Source organism: Helicobacter sp. 'house sparrow 1' (assembly GCF_900199585.1).
In the GTDB taxonomy this organism is placed as follows: domain Bacteria; phylum Campylobacterota; class Campylobacteria; order Campylobacterales; family Helicobacteraceae; genus Helicobacter_H.
Genome location: NZ_FZQY01000013.1, coordinates 33,986 through 54,347, shown reverse-complemented (window position 1 = coordinate 54,347; position 20,362 = coordinate 33,986). Strand labels below are relative to the sequence as shown.

Below are 20,362 nucleotides of genomic sequence, written 5' to 3'. Positions count from 1 at the left end.
TATCTACACCTCATATTTTATTGCTTCAATTTTATTATCAGTATTTACTACCACAATTGTCGGCTTATAATCCTTTAATTCTTCTAAAGTATAGCTTGCATAAGCTGCTATAATCACAATATCATTGATTGCTACTTTTCTTGCCGCAGCACCATTGATACAAATTTCCCCCTCCTTATCACAAACAATTACATAAGTTGTGAAGCGCTCGCCATTATTAATGTTTAAAACATCTACTTTCATACCCTCTAAAAGTCCTGCTGACTTAGCCAAATCTCTACTAATTGTGATAGATCCAACATAATCAAGATTCGCATCTGTAACTCTTGCACGATGTATCTTACTATAAAGCATCTCTACTTGCATTTTAACCCCGTTTTTTTTCTGGATTGTATCAAAAATATTAATAATCCAAGAAACCTTTCTTTGGTAAAACCAAGTCAATATCTCTAGGCATATTGGACAAAATCTTATCTAATATTATTTTTTCTTCAAGTGCATTACCAAAAACCAAAACTTTTTTTAAGGAAAAATTAATATATAAGTCCTGTATAAAATTACAATAAAACTCACCCATAGAATCCAAAATACCATAACTCAAAGTTGCATCATCAACCCCAGCCAACCTAAAACTCATACAAGATCGTAAAATTCTTGGATAGTCCAATTTTATGATTCCATCATCAAGCTTTAAAAGTTTAAAATCAATACGCGGACCCTTATCTCTAAGATATTTTCTAGCATTCTGTAAAATGATTTGAGAATCTAGTGTATCAGCATAACCTAAAATAAATCCTATTACAGAAAACAATTCAAATATATTTTGCGTTTTTCTACTTCTATCATCAATTTTTTCTAATTTCTCATCCAAGAACAAAAAAGTCTTCTTGAAGTTTTCAATAAGTCTGTCTCCACTTTCATACTCTCGTATCATCATCAACAATAATCTTGGATTAAGCTCAAAATCTAGTTGAATTGTATTCTTATATCCATTCCTGTCTTTTATCCAAAAAAACAAAGGATTGTCTTTACTTATACAAACAATCAATCTTTGATTTTCTACACAATCTAATTCCTTACTATAAGTACTGATAAATTTAGGAAAACTCCCAACCTTTTTACCATCTCGAAATAAAATGGAACCATTTTTACTTACAGTAACTTGTTCCATTATAGGTACTTCTTGCTTGTATACAACACTTGTCTTAATATCAATATCTTCTTGAGCAAAACTAGTAAATACATAACTAATGTTATTTTGCAAGCATTTTTTACCCAAAACTCCTAAAAATAAATCATAGGGTAACATACACTCTAAAAACTCTGAATCAAACTCCTTGACAAAGACTTCTTTGGGGCAAAGCATCATACTTGGTTTTTCATAGCTTGCAAGTGCTTGTATCTGATAATCATCTACCCGTAAAAAAGTTTTTAGAGCATCAATATCCCAAAATATAGCTTGATTACTTATTTTTTCCAAAGAAATTAAAAGCTTGCCCCTAGAATTATTAATCAAAATTTTTTCTTTTTCTAAAAGTTTTTGAACAATAACTTCAAAAGATGAATCAAAGTCATCCAAAGCTCCTAGGTTATAAAATTTTGGGTCATGCAACCATTTTTTTACCTCATTAATATCTTGATTTTGAATAATGCTTCCAATCTTATAGGCATCAAGAATATCTCTTGAAGCTTCCAATGTCTCTTGAAATTCCTCTTCATCATCTTGAGATACTTCCAAACTTTTAAATTTAAAATTGATTGACAAGGGAATTTTTAGAGAAATTTTTTGTGCAAAGTCCTGCATCTCTTCTTCTGTAGCTTTAATAGAAAAAACATAAGAATTCTCTTCCTTAAATATTTTTTCTTTGAAGCAAATCTTAGAATCTATAGCTTGATATTTAAGAATATCCCTAAGAATGTTAAAATCATCAAGAAAAGAAAAGGTGAAATCAAAGATCATCTACACCTCTAAAAGAATGATTTGCCACAAATTGCAAATCAAGTTCTCTTACTTTTTTAGCCTCTATACCCCTATTTGCCAAAAATTCTAAAACAATCTTTTCCATAACCTTTGCACCTTCTAAAACAGATTGAGATAAATCAAAAGTGGTATCCTCTCCAATCACATAAGGAATCACACCAACGATACTCACAGGAGGCAAATCACCCATTGCTTGAATGAGTCGCAGTGTTTGTAACATTTCAACTTCATGAGCACTACCAGCCCAAGTGATAACATTTGGCACCTTATCAAATGGAAAAAAATAGACTGAGCCAACTTCAGCATCCTCTACATCTACACAATCTAATATTAAAACTTCATCATAAGAGGTAATAAGTGGAATAAGGGCTTGGGCTAATGTCCCACCATCAATAAAATCAACCTGATGAGAGGTTTCAAATTTGTAATTTATTTTTAAATAATTACAAAGATGAACACCAATACCCTCATCACCAAACAAAATATTCCCCACTCCTAAAACAAGTAACTTCATAAAAACTAATATTTTTGATAGCGAATACCGCTAACAATGCCATCTACACCACCATTTGGATACTTTATTGAATTCCAAACAGCTAAATAGATATGCACAGGGATAAAGATTATAAATGCCCAAGTTAATATGTGATGTATAACTCTAACATTTGCCAATCCACCACAAACAACTTCTACCCACTTAAAAAATGGCATCAACATCCCACCAAGGCCATCGTGATAAACATTTATATAAAGAGATATTCCTGTAATAGAAACAAGTAATACCAAAACTGCCAAAATAAAATATGTGGTAAATTGCAATGGATTATAAGCCCCTTTAATATGAGGATGCTTACTAATCCACAAATAAGAACCAATTACTGATAACCAGACTTTAGGCTCTTTTAGCTGAACAATAGAAGCCCTCTCAGGCGAACTCTTTTTGTCAAACAAAAAAAGATAAAGTCTAAAAAAAGAAACTCCAATCAACATAAAACCTACAATTAAGTGAATGCTTCTAATATAAGCTTGTAAAAAATTGGTAGGCTCTGGACTGACTTTAGGTTGCAAAAAAGGATAGGCAATATAAAACCCCGTTGCAATCAACGCAAAAATACAGAAAGCTCTAATCCAATGAAAAAGGCATACTAGAGTAGAAAACTCTCGCAATGCTCTATATTGCGTATTTTTCATTTTTTACCTCTTTTTTTATATTCTCGCAAAACTAGGTTCGACTTTATATTCACTCAACTTATTACCCTTAGTATCCATTACATGAACAGCACAAGCAATACAAGGATCAAAAGAATGTATGGTCCTAATGATTTCAAGTGGCTGTGTCAAATCTGCTATCTTAGTTCCAATAAGACTTGTTTCATAAGGACCTTTTTGTCCCCTATGATCTCTAGGTCCAGCATTCCAAGTAGATGGAACCACTGCTTGATAATTTTCCACAACACCATTTTTAATCTTTACCCAATGGCTGAGCATACCTCTAGGAACATTACCGATATATCTTCCTTGATATTCCTTATTTTTATCAATTACATAAGGTGCACAGACAGACTGATCAGTTTTTAAGTTCTCCACCAAAGCATCAAAGGCTTTTTTACCATGATCACAAATTACAACAGCTTCAATACATCTTGCAGCTGTTCTTCCCAATGTGCTAAATAATGCTTCAACAGGCAAACCACTATCTTTTAAAAATTTTGTAGCAACTGGGGTAATATATGGATTCTTTGCCGCCAGGCCTACAACTACTGATGCTAAAGGTCCAACTTCCATAGGCATACCATCATATCTTGGTGATTTTATCCAAGAATACTTACCATTGATATCAAGTAGCTTTGTATGTTCTTGCTTGCCACTTGCTCCGATACTTTCACCATCTATAAAACCTGTATACTCCGGATTTGTTTGCCCTTCATAAGGATGCAATGCTTTTTCTTGTGTATTTTCATACTTATACCAAGAATTTGTTACCTCCTCTTTAATTAAATTCTCATCAATTGGAAGAACTTTAGATAAATCGCCATTGACTACAATACCACTACTAAAGAGATACTCGTTTGCTCCTATTTGCATTTCAGCATGAGAAATGAAATTTTTAACACCACATCCCTTTAATACAGATGGTTCATTACCAAAAGCTTTTGCTGCCATCAAGACATCAGCATAATACGCACGATGGATAAAATCACTCACTAAATCAAATTTTGAAGACCACTCTCCAAGTCTTGAAGGATCTAAGATATCCATAATAGAAGTAACACCACCAACCGTAAGACTTTGAGGATGCGGTTGTTTGGCACCAAAAATTGCCATCATTTTTGCAATTTCTCTCTGAATCTCAAGAAGTTTTAGATAATGCGATAGAACAATTAGATTTTGTTCTGGGGTAAAACGATATGTTCTATGTCCCCAATATGCATTACTAAATGGCCCAAGAGCACCTTGTTTTACAAAATCAGCTACTCTTTTTTGAACTGCCTTAAGTTCATCTTCTCCAGCACAAATTGGGTATTGTGCATATTTAAACGCCTCTTTTGCAGCTTTTGCAGGATCTGCCTTAAGTGCTGATAATATATCACACCAATCAAGACCATGCAAAGTATAAAAATGCACAGCATGGTCGTGTAAAAACAATGAAATATTCATCAAACTTCTAACCATTTGTGCATTAAATGGAGGTACGATTCCCAATGCATTTTCTACTGCAAAAATCCCTGCCTTATAATGGCTATAAGTACACACACCACAAATCCTTTGGACAATAAAACCAACATCTCTAGGATCTCTACCTTTAACAATTGTCTCCAATCCTCTAAAAAGGGTGGATGAAGAAAATGCATCTGTAATTACATTATTTTCATCTACAATCACCTCTATCCTAAGATGTCCCTCAATTCTTGTAATAGGATCTACCACTATTCTCTTTGTCATTACTCTCTCCTTTTATTTTATTTACTCTTCTGTTTTATTTTTTGTGAAACTTGAAATTGTTGCATGTGCAGCTATACCAATTGCTGTAGCTGTTAGAATAACTCCACCTATTGTATCAGCAACTTTATCAGCACCCAATCCATTATAAGATGTAGCAAACAACCGATTTGCTAAAGGTTCCTCAAAAGGTTTCATTGTATCCCAAAAATTCGGCTCACTACAACCAATACATCCATGACCAGCTTGAATTGGCCAACTAGTATGGGAATTAAATCTAAGCTTTGAACAATTATTGAAGGTATATGGACCCTTACAACCTACCTTATAAAGACAATACCCTTTCTGTGCTCCCTCATCACCAAATTGTTGAACAAACTCTCCTGCATCAAATCTACCTCTTCTCTCACAGGTATCATGGATTCTAAGTCCATATGCCCATTTTGGTCTATCAAAAGCATCCAATGGAGGCAAACTACCAAACATTAAGAAATACAAAACATTGCCCACGATATTTTTTTCGCTTGGAGGGCAGCCTGGAACATTAATCACAGGTTTTTTGATTATTTTACTAAGCGAGGTTGCTGAAGTTGGATTGGGATATGCAGCTTGGACTCCTCCAAAAGAAGAACAAGTCCCAATGGCAAAAATTGCAGCAGCACCTTCGGCTGCTTCCCTGCATATTTGTGCTCCAGTTTTCCCATGCATCCCAATCGTGAGATAATGCTCAACTGTAGGAATACCACCCTCCACCATCAAAATATAATTCCCTTTATGTTTTTTTAGTGCATTCTCAAGATTCAACTCTGCCTGATATCCAGCAGCTGCCATAACAGTCTCATGATACTCAAGATTGATCATATCAAAGAGGATTGAATCAATACTAGGATCCTCTGTCCTCAAAAGACTCTCACTACATCCTGTACATTCGGCCATATGAAGCCAAATCACTGGTAAGCGATTAGCAACCTCGGCTGCTTTTGCAACAAGGGGTGTAAAGCTTGCAGGTAGAGAGAGAACACCTGCCATCATTCCCGCCCATTTAACAAAATCCCTCCTTTCAAAACCTTTCTTGCTCAATTCTTCTTGCAAACTTTCACTCTTCTTACAAGTAGGTAATTCCATCAAACTATCTAATCTCTTAGAAATTTTATCAAATAACTGCATTCGTTTTTTTATCCTCCCTCGCAATATTTCTGTAGATACTATGATTTCTTCAAGTCTTATCCAAAGGACACGACAAGACTATTCTAGCACTTTTTTCAAAAAAAAGATACAAAACCTATCTTCCCACACCCCCTTTTTTCATTTCTTAATACACAATTATTCTCACGCTTCCTATCCATTGAATCATCTCTGCTTTTATAACATTAAAGTAAAACTTATATTATTCCTTGGTTAAAACCATAGCCAAAAACTCAATGAACAATTCAACAAAAGAAAATAAAAAGTCCTCATTTCTAAAAAACACTAAAAATTAGATAAACTACACTGATTTGAATAATCAAAATGAATAAATTTAGAAATTGATTCCATGATTTTGTAGTCAATAAAAAGTTGGAAGTTAATATAGTTTTTATGAAGTCTTATATCAGTATTTTATTTTTTTCTTTATTTCCCTTAAGCATCTGTTATTCTGGGGGATTTAAGGTTCAAGAACAATCTCTTAATGGTACTGCCTTAAACTCTGCCTATGTAGCTGGTTCTAGAGGTGCTGATGCAAGTTATTATAATCCTGCCAATATGGGGTTTAGTAATGATTGGAATGAAAATAAAAGCGAGTTTGAGTTTGCAACTTCTCTTATACAGATTCCTGGGTTTAATTTTCAAGTACCTACCACAAATCAAGGATTAAGATCTCATACAACAATTGCATATGACAGTTTTTTGCAGTCTGTTGCTAATCTCTTACCCTCAGTCATTCCAGCAGATATTGATATTTTACACTCCCAAGCAGATTCTCAAATTATTAATGGTTCCACAGGGACGACAAATTTTATACTTCCTAAGTTTTTTTACAAAACAAGAACCAAAAATGGCTTTACCTTTGGAGCAAGCTTTGTGGCTTCTTCTGGTCTTGCAATGCAATGGAAAGACAAAGGTGGGGAATTTTTACAAGATGTATTTATTATGATGGTAGAACTCTCACCTTCTATCAGCTATACTTTCAATGATAGAATTTCATTTGGGTTTGGACCTAGAATCATGTATGCAATGGGAAGCTTCAATAATGTTGTTTATGTTCCTATGAAATGGAAGGATGGGCAAAATTTAGGGGGTCCTACTTGCATAGATCCTAATAACTCTTGTATCACACTCACAGGGGCAGACTTAGATGCAATCGGAATTGATAATATTCCAAATGAATTAATGAGTCAAAGTCAAAAAGATATGCTCAAACAACTCATTACCCCTGGAACATTTTTGCATACCATAACCCTTGGAAAATACAATAGCATCGCTGATATTGTAAAAACTTCTACTACTACAATGTATGGAACCACAAAGGTGTATCAAAAATCCGAAGGAAAGGATTTGTCTGCAGGATATCGCTTGAGTGCAAGTTTGAGGGTTTTTGATAATGGAATGTTTTCTGTAGTTTATAACTCTAGCGTACCCTTTCATATGAAAGGCAGTCTTGAAGCCACAAGCTATGTAGGTGGTGCAATGGGAAATGTTCTAACACAAACTAGTCTTGATATTGCAGTAAATATGCCTGAAATACTTACTCTAGCATATGCACACGAGTTTTTTGATAAAAAACTACGGATTGAAGGAGTTTATGAGAGAACTTTTTGGGCTAAGGGTCCTAATTTTTCTGTGACTCCTGATTTTGATAATGCTATCTATACTGGTTTAAGTGGTATGGTGACACACTTTTCTTCTGATAAGTTAAAAAGTATGGTAGGGCTTGCTGATTTTTCTCAAGTAAGCAACATGGGTGCTGGATGGAGAGATACCAATACTTTTAGACTTGGTATAACTTATAGTAATCATAAAAACTTAAGATTAATGGGAAGCATTGCTTATGATGAAGCCCCAAGCCCCCAAAATAAAATAGGAATTCCAGATTCTAATGGCTATATGTTCTCTTTAGGTGGAAAATATAAGTTTAGGGATTTTATTTTAGGAGTTGCATATTCTTTAACTCTCAAGGATAATAGAGAAAGTCTTTATCAACAACTCTTAAATCTAGGACAACTTAGAATCTTAACTGCAAGCTTGGAATATCATTGGTAGAGTAAGGAGCAAGGATGTTTAATCAAAAAAGTATATTAATTACTGGGGGAACAGGTAGCTTTGGTAAGAAGTTTGTTGAAATCATTTTACAAAGGTATCAGCCTAAAAAAATTATTGTATATAGTCGCGATGAACTGAAGCAATATGAAATGGCACAAATCTTTAATCACAAGTGTATGCGGTATTTTATTGGAGATATAAGAGATAAGGAACGCTTGAAATTTGCACTAAATGGAGTAGATATTTGCATTCATGCAGCAGCACTTAAACAGGTTCCTACTGCAGAATATAATCCAATGGAGTGTATCAAAACAAACATTCAAGGAGCGAGTAACCTTATTGATGCAGCACTTTTTAATAATGTAGAACATATCATTGCTCTTAGCACCGATAAAGCAGCAAATCCTATTAACCTTTATGGAGCAACTAAACTTTGTAGCGATAAGCTTTTTATCGCTGCAAATAATATGAAGGGAGGCCATCAATCCAAATTTAGTGTGGTTAGATATGGCAATGTTGTTGGGAGTCGTGGAAGTGTTGTTCCATTGTTTAAGAAATTGATTAAAGAAGGTGCAAAAGAACTTCCAATCACAGATGAAAAAATGACAAGATTTTGGATCACTTTAGAACAAGGAGTGGATTTTGTAATAAAAAGTCTTCAAAGAATGCATGGGGGAGAGATCTTTATCCCTAAAATACCTAGTATGAAAATCTTAGATATCGCAAAGACTTTAGCCCCCCACCTTCCCATCAAGATAATAGGAATTAGACCCGGAGAAAAACTCCATGAAATAATGATTCCAAGAGACGATAGCCATCTTTGTTTAGAATTTCAAGACTTTTTTATCCTAATGCCAACAATCCAATTTCAAACTCCAATTAACTACAAGCTCACCTTATTAAACGAAAAAGGGAAAAAAGTAGCAGAGGGATTTGAATACAGTAGCGATACTAATTCACAATGGCTTGATACACAATCTTTAAAAGAGATGATTGACTAATGTTTGTGTTTTAAACTATAGGTGGAAATAACCCACAGAATCCTATCTTCATAAGGTTTATTTGTAATCTATATATTACATTCTGCAAACATTGTAGATGGGCTTGATTAAAAAACATCAAGAATTTTTTAAATAAAGGAGTTGCTTTCTTGCATTCTTGATGTTTTAAATCACTAATCATTCAAAGTATTTTATTAAGTTAAAAATCTTTTTTATAATCTTTTACTGATATTGCTAAATATCTTTATACTTTTAGCCAAACTGGTATTCATATTAAATAAAGCCCTAACCAGTATTTTATATTTTCTAGATAATTATGGTTTTTAAAATAAAAAGAATGGCTCCTTTGTATCTAATTTTTATCTATTTTTAAATCAAAATCTCATAAAAACTAATTTTAAAAAAATTTGGGATTATAAAAAAGCAGTTTTTTAGAAAGGCATCAAAAAAATATATTTAAAAAATAAATTCTCCTAATTTTTTATGCTTTAAAAGAAACTTTTTAAAATGACTTTTTACCCTGCTCTCAATAATCTTATAGCTTCATCAATTGGAAGATCAATAGGACACTTTTTTACACAATCACCACATAAAGAACAGGAATTTAAGATAGCTTGCAGGTCTTGATTAAGCTCTAGGTTTCCTTGATAATACTGCCTAATTAACTCTAAAAACCCTCTTGGGGAGTGTATTTCATCTCTATAAACCTCATAGCTAGGACAAATTGGGATACACTTGGCACACTTTATACAAGCATTTGAGACTTCCTTAGATAGACTCATATCGTTTTACTGAAACGCCTTTGTTCTAGAGGTATTTTTTCTAAATATGCATCAAAGCACATTGCAATGTTCCTAATCAACATTCCACCAGTAGAATTGACAAAGATGCCATCCTTTCTTATCTCTAAAAGCAAATCTTTTTCAAAATTCCTAAGCACCTCTAATTCTTTGGAAAAATATTCTTTAAAATTTATATTATATTTTTTTTCAATCTTGTGAAATAATAATCTTGCATTATTCATTAATTGCATAATCACTTCTTTGCGCAATATATCATCAAAGCTAAGATCAATCCCTCTTTCAATAGGTAAAATTCCTCTATCAATAGCATCTTCATATTGTTGCATATCTTTAAAATTCTGAGCATAATAATCTATGCCTTCTCCAATTGAAGTTAATCCTATGCCTATGGTTTGAGAAAATCCTTTGGTAGTATAACCCTGAAAGTTTCTCCTGAGCTCTCCTTTTTGACTTGCAATATAGAGCTCATCATCCTCCTTTGCAAAATGATCCATTCCTATCATCTTATAACCACAAGATGATAAAAACTCGATTGTGTATTTTAAAATCTCTAGCTTTTCTTCAGGTGTTGGCAAATCTTTCTCATTAATATTTCCCATTGTTTTTTTTATCCAAGGAACATGTGCATAGTTAAAAATTGCAAATCTATCTGGCATTAAATCAACAGATTTTTTTAAGGTTTCTTTAAAACTTTGAAGTGTCTGAAGAGGGAGTCCATAAATTAAATCAAAATTTATTGAAAAAATATTATAGTCCCTTGCAATCTTAACTACTTGTTGCATCAATTCAATACTTTGAAAGCGATTGATCGCCTTTTGAACTCTTTCATCAAAATCCTGAACTCCAAAACTTATCCGATTAAAACCTCCATTTTTTAGAACCCTCATATGATCTTCATTAAAAAATCTTGGATCAATCTCACAACTTACCTCAGCATTTGATGCAAAATTATCAAAAGTATTATGAACCAACTTAATTACTCTATCCAACTGGTGAGCACTAAAATATGTGGGTGTTCCCCCTCCAAAATGCAACTGCACAACTTCACGATGTGTATTCATTGATTTTTTTAGCAATGAAAACTCTTTTTCTAAAAACTGGAGATAACGCTCCTTTTTATCTTCACTCTTTGTATAAATCACGCTACAAGCGCAAAAATAACAAGCACTGCTACAAAATGGTAGATGCACATAAAGAGAAAGAGGAGTGTTTTTATTTTCATCATTTCTTACCAAAGCTTGCTTAAATTTCTGATTATCAAATCCACTGTGAAACTCAACAGCCGTAGGATAGCTTGTATAGCGAGGTCCTGATTTAGAATATTCTGAGATTTTTTTAAAATCAATCATAAAAAACCCTAATAAATATGAAATTCCAAAAATAAGTTTGGATGTTCTTTTTTTATTTGTTTTATAAGCTGTATCGTATTAATATTTGGCAAACTACCATCCTGTTGTCTTAACTCTTCAATTTTTTTAACAGCAACACTCATTACATCATCAAAATCAATGGGTGTAAAACTAATGATATCTCTCTCAAGTTCAACTTTTAAGCGGTCTTCTTGTGCCTTTCTAATCAAGCTAATAATATTTTGCAAAACCTTTTGAGGCAATACTACATACTCTCTATTTTTATCATCTTTTAAAAAGCAAGGTTCAAGATTAGAAAATTCACCACTTTGTAACTGAATTTCTAATAAATCATCACTAATTTTTTGTATCTTCCCGTGGTTGTTTGCCTGTAATATTTCCATCATCTTTTGCTGTTTTGATAAAGCCATACCATTATCCCCTTTTGTGCATGCAACCTATTTTCTGCCTCTTGAAAGACTCTGCTTTGCTCTCCATCAATTACCTCGCTACTTACTTCTTGCCCTCTATATGCAGGCAAACAATGTAAAAAGATAGCTTGAGAATCTGCATATTGCATCATCTTATTATCAATCTTATATCTATGAAAAATTTCTTGTTTTTTTTCCTTTTGATCCTCTTGCCCCATAGAAACCCAAGTATCTGTTACCACTACATTACATTGACTAATTGCTTCTATTGGATCTTCACATAAAAATAAATTCGAGCCGCTCTTCTTGGCAATCTTTTGTGCTTCTTGTACAACCTCCTTGTTTGGTGCATATTCTCTAGGGGTTGCAATACTGATATCAAATCCCATCTTTGCTGCCAACATCATCCAAGAATGTGTCATATTATTACCATCTCCAATATAAGCAACTTTTGGTTTTGCCTTATAAGAATATTCTTTAAAATCATCCTCTATAAAAAAACCATTCTCAATCATGGTCAAATAATCTGCCATTACTTGGGTAGGATGATACAAATCACTTAATCCATTAATAACTGGAACCTTGCAGTGTTTTGCAAATTCTTCTAACCTGCTATGTTCAAAGGTTCTAATCATTACCATATCCACCATAGAACCAATCACCCTTGCTGTATCAGCAATGCTCTCTCCGCGACTAAGCTGTATCTCTTTATTTGATAGAAAAATTCCAGTTCCTCCAAGTTGATAGATCCCAGCTTCAAAGCTTACTCTTGTCCTTGTTGAGTTCTTTTCAAAAATCATACCTAAAATTTTTCTATGCATTAAGTTGCAATCTTTCTTGTTTAAAAAATCTTTCTTAATTTGAATTGCAACCTGCAACATTTCTACAATTTCTTCTTTGGAAAAATCTCCAAGTGTTAAAAAGTGCCTCATATCCATCCTAATTTTATTTCCTAGATTCTATAATAAAAACCTTTAAAACTCGTGCTTTTTGTGTAAAAAATTCAGAATATTTGTAAGGATTTCATCTTCATCTTTTGCTTTGATAAACTCCTTGGTTTGATCTACAAAAACTATAGTAATGTCTTCTTTGAAATTAGAAATGCTAACAATTTTTACCTCTCGTGCTAGAATTTTAATAAGAATTAGAGATAAAAATCTTTTTGTATAAACATCGAGTTTTCCAAATCTATCTTGAATTTCATTTTCAATTTCATATACCCCATTAATGTCAGTGCAAAGAGATAGCCTCCGATAAAGTTCTAATCTCAAAGTATCGCTATTAATTAAACTCGGATTTAAATAAGCAGAAACCTGTAACTTCAAATCTACATCATTTTCTATTTCATTATTTTGTTTTCCACTTAACTGATAAATTGCATCCTCTAGCATTTTAAGATAAAGACTATAGCCAATATTTTTTATATGCCCACTTTGAGCCTCTCCTAATAAATTTCCCCCACCCCTTATTTCTAAATCTTGATAAGCAATCATTGCCCCACTGCCAAGGAATGAATTTTTTTCTAATGCTAAAAGTCTCTTTGTTGCTTCTTGTGTAATCTTTTGTTTATCTTCAATTAAATAATAACAAAAGCCCTCTTTATCCCCTCTACCAACTCTTCCTCTTAATTGATGCAAGTCTGCCAATCCAAAATGATCTGCCCCATCAATGATAATTGTATTTGCATTTGGCAGATGGATTCCTGATTCTACAATTGAAGTGCATAGCAAAAGATGGTATTTATTTTGTGCAAAATCAAGCATTATCTCCTCTGCCTCTTTAGAATCCACTTGAGAGTGTAAAATTGCAATTTTAAGCTGTGGTAATAAAGAATTAATCTCATTTTTAATAATTGGAATACTTGCAATATTATTATGGATATAAAATACCTGTCCATTGCGTCTTAACTCTCTTAAAATCACTTCTTTGATTAAAGAATCGCTTTTTTCTTTTACAAAAGTCTTTGTACAAAGACGCTCACTTGGAGGAGTTAATAATTGACTCATCCCTTTAATGTGTGAAAGTGCCATATTTAAAGTTCTTGGTATTGGAGTAGCAGACATACTAAGTAAATGCACATCCTTACTTAATTCTTTTATCGCTTCCTTTTGTTTCACACCAAATTTATGTTCTTCATCAATAACAACAAGTCCAAGTTTTTTAAACTTTGCCTGCAATAGACTATGAGTGCCTATAACCACATCTATACTTCCATCCATCAAACCCTGTAAAATTCTCTTTTTATCTACGGGTTTTACAAAACGATCAAGCTTTTCAACCCTAAGATCTGTTAATCTTGATCTTAGAGTATTGAAATGTTGCATTGCTAGTAAAGTTGTTGGGACAATCATCAGTGCTTGAAGATTATTTTTACAAACTGCAAAAATAGCATTTAATGCAACTTCTGTTTTTCCAAATCCTACATCACCACTTAAAAGCCTGTCCATAACTCTACCACTAGCCAAATCAGCAAAAATTTCTTTGATAGATTTTTCCTGATCTTGGGTCAATTCAAAACCAGATTTTTTTTGAAAGATTTCTATTTCTGGTAAAGCAGTATCAATCTTGTATCCTTCTATAAGATTACGCTTAGCTGCAAGAGCAATAATAGAATCTGCGATTTCAAATAATTTGGTTTTGATCTTTTCTTTCAGTCGTAAAAAATTTCCCTTTCCTAATTTATCCACCAAAGGAAGGGTATTAGATCCTGCGATATAGCGATCAATGTAATTTAAGTTTTCAACAGGGAGCAATAAAGAATCCTCTCCTTGATAATCAATGCGTATAAAATCCCTCACAAATCCTAATATTTTTACTTGCTCTATACCCCTAAAAATACCTATACCATAGTCTTTATGAACAATATACTCACCTATATTTAGTTCATCAATTGCAATTTTAGGTTTTTGTCTTTGCCTTTGTTTAGGATAGGAATTCAAAGAAATGATAAAAGAATCTGGCAAAGAAATATTTACAACAAGATTTGAAACAATTGTATCTAAACCTTTTATTTTAAATTGCTCTTGCAATAATTCAGTTGGAACTAAAACTGTAATCTTTTTATCCTGATTTAAATCTAAAAAATAATCTATTGTCTTAGAATCCACCTGTATGTCTGCATAGTCTTTAATCTCACTTAATATAGGCAATTGCATAAAAAAGTCTAAGCCATATGCATCTTGGAGATCAAATTCATAGATCTCCTGTGCGTATTCTTTGGCATTTCTTGTAATCAATGAAGGAAACTCTTCTAAAATTTTGATTCCTAAATCATCTAAAAACCAAAAGCCAAGAGAAAGTAAATCTTTTGAAAAAACATCAAAATCACATTCAAGAATTTTTTGAGACAATTGTTCATACTCAAAATCTTTCAAATTAAATAAGGCTGGAGGAATAAAAATTTTATCAATCTCTTGAGGTTTGCTTTTTTGTGTTTTTACGTCAAATTCTCTAATACTTTCACACTCAATATCAAAAAAACTTAAACGATAGTTTGAGCCCCTTGGTATACTAATATCGATGATGTCTCCCCTAAAACTTACTTCTCCTTCCATTTCAATTACATCAACAACCTCATAGCCAAAGCATATGAGTTTTTCCTTTAACTCATTTAAATCAAAAAGTTCTTCTTTAGAGAGATAAAATCCTTCTAAAATCTCTTTTTTTGGTAGTTTATAAATTACACTAGAAAGCGGTGCTATTAAAAAACTTTTAGAATCTTCATAAAACATTCTTAAAGAATGCAATAAATGCAAAAATTCTTCTAGAAAAGATCGGATATCATCACCCATTCTAGCTCTAAAATCGGGTAAGATAATTGGTTTTTTTTCTATAATTTTCTGCTCATAGCAAAATTGGGCAAGATGAAAAGCTATTTGCGCTTCTTTATCATTTTCAACTATTAAGATTCTAGCTTGATTGTTATGCAAAAAATATGCATAAAGACTAGATTGAATCACTTTTTTTCTACTTGATTATTTTTTTGCATAATTTTACTCTCGCCCACAAAAATCCCTTTTCTTTCAATTACAAACTCAGGAGTAACCACCTTTCCTTCGATCTTACCCATTGGTTGTATTTCTACAACACTGCTCTCTGTATTCCCCTGAAAAACACCACTTACAATAAGCTTTTGAGCATAAATATCACCCTTTACAAAACCACTTTTACCAATCACCACAGTGCTTTTAGAAAAGATATTTCCCTCAAACTCACCATCAATATGCAAATGACAGGTTATATGCACTTCACCTTTTACTTTTGTCCCCTGTGCAATTATTGTTGCTGCACCTCCTTTAATGGGAACATTAGATTGTTGATCAGAGCTAGTAAAGATTGCCATGCTATTGTCCTTTCTTTTTCGAAAATGATATCAAAGTTTTTCATACTCCACTTTGTAAAATTATAGGGATTGATCGGACTATTTAAAAAACGAACCTCATAATGCAAATGAGGTCCTGTAGAAACTCCAGTATTGCCACTATAGGCAATAATTTGCCCTTTTTTTACAAACTGTCCATTACCCACTACAAGAGAATTTAAATGAGCATAATAAGTCTTAAAACCAAAAGAATGCATAATTTTAATCAACCCACCATACCCACCATTCCACCCCATACTTGCGTATTCTACAACCCCATCAGCTGTAGCGTAAATAGGGGTATTTAAACTTACACTAAAATCAATGCCTGTATGCTTATGAGTAATATGTAAAACTGGATGAATCCTTGTACCAAAACCTGCAGAGATTCTTAGGTATTTATCTAGAGGAAGTCCATTGGGAATAAACTTCATAATAAAGGCTTTTTGAGTACCTGTAATGTTTGCAATATCAATCCTGCTTAAAAGATTACCTTGAACTAGGAGCTTATCATCCTTTGAAACTCCTATAATATCTTCTAAATCATCCACCCTATCACCTACTACATTCATTTCAGATATTCTTTGATTAATCTCATTTGTAAGAAAATTATTAATCTTTAATGTTTTTTTAAATTCTTGTTGTAGCAGATCCTTTTTAGCATCAATATTACCAATTTCGCTGCGTATCACTCCAATGGAAAAGATAACAAAAGTAATAAATGCGCAAATCATAACCAATACATAAGCCACAATCTGCTTAAAAAACATACTAACATTGTAGAAAGATGTCTTTTTTGAGTCTGTAATCATAATTACAAGCCTTTTATTCCTCACTCTTCCTACCCTTAAAATTATTTTGGAAATTTTTTAGTCGCACAACATCCTGTATTGTCCAAACTAAGTTTTTCCAATCTATTACACTATCATGAAGCAATAAATCATTAAAATTTTTAATGTTCCAGTCTATATAGCGTTGTGTTGGGAGTGTTTTATTTAAAAACAAAACCTCATAATATAAAAGCGGTTGCTTAACACTACCACTACTGCCTGTATAGCCAATCAACTCTCCTTTTTTAACAAAATCACCCTTTTTTAATACAATGGTATTTAAATGAGCATATAAAGAACTAAAGCCAAAAGAGTGATTGATTACAACAAAATTCCCATAACCTTTTTTATATTTTGTTCTGATTGTATCAATAACTCCATCAGATGTAGCATAAACTGGAGTATTATTTTTTACAATAAAATCAACCCCCAAAGCTTCCTTTTTTCTTCTACTAGAGTTTTCTCTTGAAAAAGCATTCTCTAGTACGCTATATTCTTTCACAGGAAAGCCATTGGGTATGAGATTTAAAATCACCTCTTTGTGTTCATTATTAAGCGTTTCTAGATCAATTTCTTTAACTTTATCATGGCTTCTTTGATTATTTTTTTGAGTTCCAATAATGCTTTCTAAATCATCGATTTTCTGATGAATTACACTCAATTCATAGTTTTTTTGTTGTATTTGATTTTTTAATATCTCATTTTGTTGATAGATATAACGATACTCTGAAATTGCCACATTCTGCTCCAATGCAACAGAATCTATTGTATGCATCAAAAATTTCATTGTAAAAAAAATTGCTACTATAAAAGCACAAAATGCTATCAAACCCCAAAAAATAATCTTTTTTATATGTTTATGGACCTGGAATTGTTTCAAACCCTTTTCATCTGCAATTGTAACTACGAGTTTATCTTGCATCATACCTCTTTAAAAAAGCTTCAACAACACTAAAAGATCCAAAAACCAAATATTCCTTTTGTCTTTCTAAAGTCGCAAAATCATCATACTTAATTTTTAAACTTTCTAAAATTTCACACAAAGTTTTTTTAGGCATAATTCTTGTGTTTTTAACATCAAAAATATACACTTGATGAAGATTTGGTTTTAATATTTTTAAAACCTCTTGGGGATTTTTATCTTGATACATATTAAAAATAAGATTTACCTTTTTCTTTCCTAAAATTTTTCTTATTTCTCGTGCGCTATCAATATTATGTCCTACATCCACAATGATATTAGGTGCAATTTTTTCAAACCTTCCTCTTAAGTTTAGTGGATACATTTCTTTTGGTAATTGCATTTTTAAAAAATCTAAAACTTTTAAAGAAGTTAAAGCATTTTGTCTTAAAAAGTCTACAGAAATATTTTTTAAAATTTTTTCATATTTTTTTATATCTTCTTGAGTTATTGCCAGAATCCTACTCTTCTTTTTGGAGGCAATATTTCTTGCTATTTCCTCTATTAGCGGATATTTTTGCATTCCCAAAAAACACAGTTGAGACATTGCTTGTAATTTTGTTGTAGCAATTTCTTCAATACTATTACCTAAAAAATCCTGATGATCTAACCCTATCATGGTAAAAACACTAAGATCAGATTGGATACAACTAGTAGAATCAAATTCCCCACCAAGACCTGCTTCCAAAACCAAATATTCCACATCTTGTGCCAAAACAAAAGCTAAAAAAGTAGCATATTCAAAATAACTGCACTCTTGTATAAAATCAAAAGATTGTAAAAATTGATGAGCTTGTTCTAGCTCTTCTTGTGTAACCTTCTCTCCATTTTTATAATATCTCTCTTTAAAATCAAAAAGATGGGGAGAAGTAAAATGCAATACTTTTTTTTGATTCTCTAATAGGCCTAGAGTAATATATCTCCCTGTACTCCCCTTCCCATTTGTCCCCACAATATGTATTTTATAGCAAGGAAGTTTTAAAATCTTCTTTAGTTTAGAAGCAATTTGCAAGACTCTATTTGGATCAAATCTAGCATACTCTTGTCCTTTTGCCTCTAAAAAATCTACTACTCCCATTGCACCTGATTTCTACCCCCTTTTTTTGCCTTATAAAGTAAAATATCTGCTTTTTTAAGTAATTCTTCTCTACTCTCACAATCCTTTCGATGCGAAACCCCAATTGAAGTTGTGATTTTAAATTCCTTGCCCTCAATTACTATTTTTTCTTTTGCAACAGCCTTGCAAATCCTTATTGCAACATCCTTAGCAAGTTCTACGCTAGTATTTGGCATCAGAATTAAAAACTCATCTCCACCATATCTTCCGATAATATCAGAACTCCTAGAGTTTTGTCGTAGAATCTGAGAAAATCCTTCTAATAATTTATCTCCGACTAAATGTCCATATTGATCATTGATAGCCTTAAAGCCATCAATATCAAAAAATAAAATTGAATAATTTAAATGATTATGAACAAACTCTGTCTCATAAAATTTAATTACTCTATCAATATGGAAGCGATTATAAAGGTTTGTAAGACTATCTTTTTGAGATCTCTCCTCCATTATCTTTAGCGCATTAGTTAATTCTTGTAATTTATGATTTAATTCCTTGATGCTTTTTTCTTTTTTCTTCAATGAATGATCTAAAAAAACTATCTTATCACGAATAGCACAATTTGTATCCAACCCCATTTCGCCACTTTTACTTAACTCTTTAGTCGCATTCTCAATTGTCCCTTTAATCTCATAAAGTTGCTCTATCTCTTTAATATTAACTTTTACAGTATTTTGCAATTCTTTTAAGACCTTATCAACACGATCAATCTCTATTTTGCAATCAGACTTTTGCATCCCTTCACTGATTGTACATATAATCTCTAATTGCTCTAAAATATCTGCATCAGTAATTGCCTCTGGAATTTCTAACAAAACATCTGCAAGCTTCTGGATTAAATCTTTATCATAGAAATTAGCAATAAAAGTCAAGCGAACTATTATAGAAACAATGCGTTTCTGCGTAAGAATATGGCCTTGAGATTTGACGATAAATTCCCACTTTTCTTTTAATTCTGATAGTTTTTTTGAATCTTCTGTAGCTTCAAAATCAAATAATTGTGGATAATTTTTTCTTACTCTTTTTGAAGTTGTTTCTTTTAAAACCGTAAGAAGAGATATAACTAGCCTTTGCATATCACTTAGCGATTGGACACTTTCTTGCTTCATCTTATGAATTAAAGAGGCAAGCTTTTGAAATACTTCATTGAAATCTTTTGCCTTTAAAAGACTATTTTGTATTTCAAAGTCAAATCCCTTATTATTCTCTTTAAGTATCTCCTTATCATACAAAATAAGATTTTTCTCTTCTAAAAGAGAAAAAAACTTTTTTGCTTTTGTCTTTTTATCTCCAGCGGTTTCTTTATCTAAAAGATCAAAAATTTCTAGTATTTTCTTTTGCAACATTGT

At 32.3% G+C, this 20,362-nt stretch carries 18 protein-coding genes; 2 read left to right on the top strand and 16 right to left on the bottom strand.

All coding sequences use genetic code 11. From position 1 onward, the window contains the following. Positions 1–3: 3 nt before the first annotated feature. From panD to C6H31_RS06875, 6 genes are read right to left on the bottom strand one after another with little or no spacing between them, the layout of a single operon-like run. A complete protein-coding gene (gene panD, locus C6H31_RS06900) occupies positions 4–366 on the bottom strand; it encodes an aspartate 1-decarboxylase (protein ID WP_104698085.1) in 363 nt (120 codons plus the stop codon). Positions 367–403: 37 nt separating this feature from the next. After that, positions 404–1,960, bottom strand: a complete 1,557-nt coding sequence (locus C6H31_RS06895) for a hypothetical protein (RefSeq protein ID WP_104698084.1) — start codon at positions 1,958–1,960, stop codon at positions 404–406. Beyond that, positions 1,950–2,495, bottom strand: a complete 546-nt coding sequence (locus tag C6H31_RS06890) for a HyaD/HybD family hydrogenase maturation endopeptidase (RefSeq protein WP_104698083.1) — start codon at positions 2,493–2,495, stop codon at positions 1,950–1,952. The genes C6H31_RS06895 and C6H31_RS06890 overlap by 11 nt, the downstream gene beginning before the upstream one ends. A gap of 5 nt (positions 2,496–2,500) precedes the next feature. Further along, positions 2,501–3,172, bottom strand: coding sequence for a Ni/Fe-hydrogenase, b-type cytochrome subunit (gene cybH, locus C6H31_RS06885; protein ID WP_104698082.1), 672 nt, complete (start codon positions 3,170–3,172; stop codon positions 2,501–2,503). A gap of 15 nt (positions 3,173–3,187) precedes the next feature. Then, positions 3,188–4,924, bottom strand: coding sequence for a nickel-dependent hydrogenase large subunit (locus C6H31_RS06880; protein WP_104698081.1), 1,737 nt, complete (start codon positions 4,922–4,924; stop codon positions 3,188–3,190). Between the two features lie 21 nt (positions 4,925–4,945). Continuing rightward, on the bottom strand, positions 4,946–6,088 hold the full coding sequence (locus C6H31_RS06875) for a hydrogenase small subunit (RefSeq protein ID WP_104698080.1): 1,143 nt from the start codon (positions 6,086–6,088) through the stop codon (positions 4,946–4,948). Positions 6,089–6,499: 411 nt separating this feature from the next. On the opposite strand from C6H31_RS06875, the gene C6H31_RS06870 reads away from it, so the two are divergent. Beyond that, entirely contained in the window at positions 6,500–8,161 is a 1,662-nt protein-coding gene (locus tag C6H31_RS06870) for an OmpP1/FadL family transporter (protein ID WP_104698079.1), read from the top strand. Between the two features lie 14 nt (positions 8,162–8,175). Then, positions 8,176–9,162 carry a UDP-N-acetylglucosamine 4,6-dehydratase (inverting) gene (pseB, locus tag C6H31_RS06865; RefSeq protein WP_104698078.1) on the top strand — a complete coding sequence of 329 codons (987 nt, stop codon included), beginning with the start codon at positions 8,176–8,178 and terminating at the stop codon, positions 9,160–9,162. A 515-nt stretch (positions 9,163–9,677) separates the two neighbouring features. On the opposite strand, the gene C6H31_RS06860 is transcribed toward pseB, so the two are convergent. From C6H31_RS06860 to C6H31_RS06815, 10 genes are read right to left on the bottom strand one after another with little or no spacing between them, the layout of a single operon-like run. Further along, the gene (locus tag C6H31_RS06860; protein WP_104698077.1) at positions 9,678–9,944 is read right to left on the bottom strand and encodes a 4Fe-4S dicluster domain-containing protein; all 267 of its coding nucleotides are present in this window, start codon (positions 9,942–9,944) and stop codon (positions 9,678–9,680) included. Then, the gene (gene hemN / locus C6H31_RS06855) at positions 9,941–11,314 is read right to left on the bottom strand and encodes an oxygen-independent coproporphyrinogen III oxidase (RefSeq protein ID WP_104698076.1); all 1,374 of its coding nucleotides are present in this window, start codon (positions 11,312–11,314) and stop codon (positions 9,941–9,943) included. The genes C6H31_RS06860 and hemN overlap by 4 nt, the downstream gene beginning before the upstream one ends. Positions 11,315–11,322: 8 nt before the next feature. Further along, on the bottom strand, positions 11,323–11,745 hold the full coding sequence (locus C6H31_RS06850; protein WP_104698075.1) for a DUF2603 domain-containing protein: 423 nt from the start codon (positions 11,743–11,745) through the stop codon (positions 11,323–11,325). Next, positions 11,718–12,677: an ornithine carbamoyltransferase gene (gene argF, locus C6H31_RS06845; RefSeq protein ID WP_104698101.1), complete on the bottom strand. Its 960-nt coding sequence runs from the start codon at positions 12,675–12,677 to the stop codon at positions 11,718–11,720. Before argF ends, C6H31_RS06850 begins: the two co-directional genes overlap by 28 nt. A 42-nt stretch (positions 12,678–12,719) precedes the next feature. After that, positions 12,720–15,704, bottom strand: a complete 2,985-nt coding sequence (gene mfd / locus C6H31_RS06840; RefSeq protein ID WP_442778080.1) for a transcription-repair coupling factor — start codon at positions 15,702–15,704, stop codon at positions 12,720–12,722. Then, on the bottom strand, positions 15,701–16,087 hold the full coding sequence (locus tag C6H31_RS06835; protein WP_104698074.1) for a bactofilin family protein: 387 nt from the start codon (positions 16,085–16,087) through the stop codon (positions 15,701–15,703). The genes mfd and C6H31_RS06835 overlap by 4 nt, the downstream gene beginning before the upstream one ends. Further along, positions 16,021–16,917, bottom strand: a complete 897-nt coding sequence (locus tag C6H31_RS06830; protein ID WP_104698099.1) for a M23 family metallopeptidase — start codon at positions 16,915–16,917, stop codon at positions 16,021–16,023. Before C6H31_RS06830 ends, C6H31_RS06835 begins: the two co-directional genes overlap by 67 nt. Before the next feature lie 13 nt (positions 16,918–16,930). Then, complete coding sequence (locus C6H31_RS06825) at positions 16,931–17,857, bottom strand: M23 family metallopeptidase (protein ID WP_158654742.1); 927 nt, start codon at positions 17,855–17,857, stop codon at positions 16,931–16,933. Beyond that, positions 17,847–18,974 (bottom strand): Mur ligase family protein, encoded by a 1,128-nt coding sequence (locus C6H31_RS06820; RefSeq protein WP_104698072.1) that lies wholly within the window; start codon positions 18,972–18,974, stop codon positions 17,847–17,849. Before C6H31_RS06820 ends, C6H31_RS06825 begins: the two co-directional genes overlap by 11 nt. Beyond that, complete coding sequence (locus tag C6H31_RS06815) at positions 18,965–20,359, bottom strand: GGDEF domain-containing protein (RefSeq protein ID WP_104698071.1); 1,395 nt, start codon at positions 20,357–20,359, stop codon at positions 18,965–18,967. The genes C6H31_RS06820 and C6H31_RS06815 overlap by 10 nt, the downstream gene beginning before the upstream one ends. Positions 20,360–20,362: the final 3 nt, after the last annotated feature.

Excerpts from the sequence above, each read along its gene's own strand:
- panD (WP_104698085.1), bottom strand. The coding sequence starts at position 366 with ATGCAAGTAGAGATGCTTTATAGTAAGATACATCGTGCAAGAGTTACA.
- C6H31_RS06895 (WP_104698084.1), bottom strand. The coding sequence starts at position 1,960 with ATGATCTTTGATTTCACCTTTTCTTTTCTTGATGATTTTAACATTCTT.
- C6H31_RS06890 (WP_104698083.1), bottom strand. The coding sequence starts at position 2,495 with ATGAAGTTACTTGTTTTAGGAGTGGGGAATATTTTGTTTGGTGATGAG.
- cybH (WP_104698082.1), bottom strand. The coding sequence starts at position 3,172 with ATGAAAAATACGCAATATAGAGCATTGCGAGAGTTTTCTACTCTAGTA.
- C6H31_RS06880 (WP_104698081.1), bottom strand. The coding sequence starts at position 4,924 with ATGACAAAGAGAATAGTGGTAGATCCTATTACAAGAATTGAGGGACAT.
- C6H31_RS06875 (WP_104698080.1), bottom strand. The coding sequence starts at position 6,088 with ATGCAGTTATTTGATAAAATTTCTAAGAGATTAGATAGTTTGATGGAA.
- C6H31_RS06870 (WP_104698079.1), top strand. The coding sequence starts at position 6,500 with ATGAAGTCTTATATCAGTATTTTATTTTTTTCTTTATTTCCCTTAAGC.
- pseB (WP_104698078.1), top strand. The coding sequence starts at position 8,176 with ATGTTTAATCAAAAAAGTATATTAATTACTGGGGGAACAGGTAGCTTT.
- C6H31_RS06860 (WP_104698077.1), bottom strand. The coding sequence starts at position 9,944 with ATGAGTCTATCTAAGGAAGTCTCAAATGCTTGTATAAAGTGTGCCAAG.
- hemN (WP_104698076.1), bottom strand. The coding sequence starts at position 11,314 with ATGATTGATTTTAAAAAAATCTCAGAATATTCTAAATCAGGACCTCGC.
- C6H31_RS06850 (WP_104698075.1), bottom strand. The coding sequence starts at position 11,745 with ATGGCTTTATCAAAACAGCAAAAGATGATGGAAATATTACAGGCAAAC.
- argF (WP_104698101.1), bottom strand. The coding sequence starts at position 12,677 with ATGAGGCACTTTTTAACACTTGGAGATTTTTCCAAAGAAGAAATTGTA.
- C6H31_RS06835 (WP_104698074.1), bottom strand. The coding sequence starts at position 16,087 with ATGGCAATCTTTACTAGCTCTGATCAACAATCTAATGTTCCCATTAAA.
- C6H31_RS06830 (WP_104698099.1), bottom strand. The coding sequence starts at position 16,917 with ATGATTACAGACTCAAAAAAGACATCTTTCTACAATGTTAGTATGTTT.
- C6H31_RS06825 (WP_158654742.1), bottom strand. The coding sequence starts at position 17,857 with ATGCAAGATAAACTCGTAGTTACAATTGCAGATGAAAAGGGTTTGAAA.
- C6H31_RS06820 (WP_104698072.1), bottom strand. The coding sequence starts at position 18,974 with ATGGGAGTAGTAGATTTTTTAGAGGCAAAAGGACAAGAGTATGCTAGA.
- C6H31_RS06815 (WP_104698071.1), bottom strand. The coding sequence starts at position 20,359 with ATGTTGCAAAAGAAAATACTAGAAATTTTTGATCTTTTAGATAAAGAA.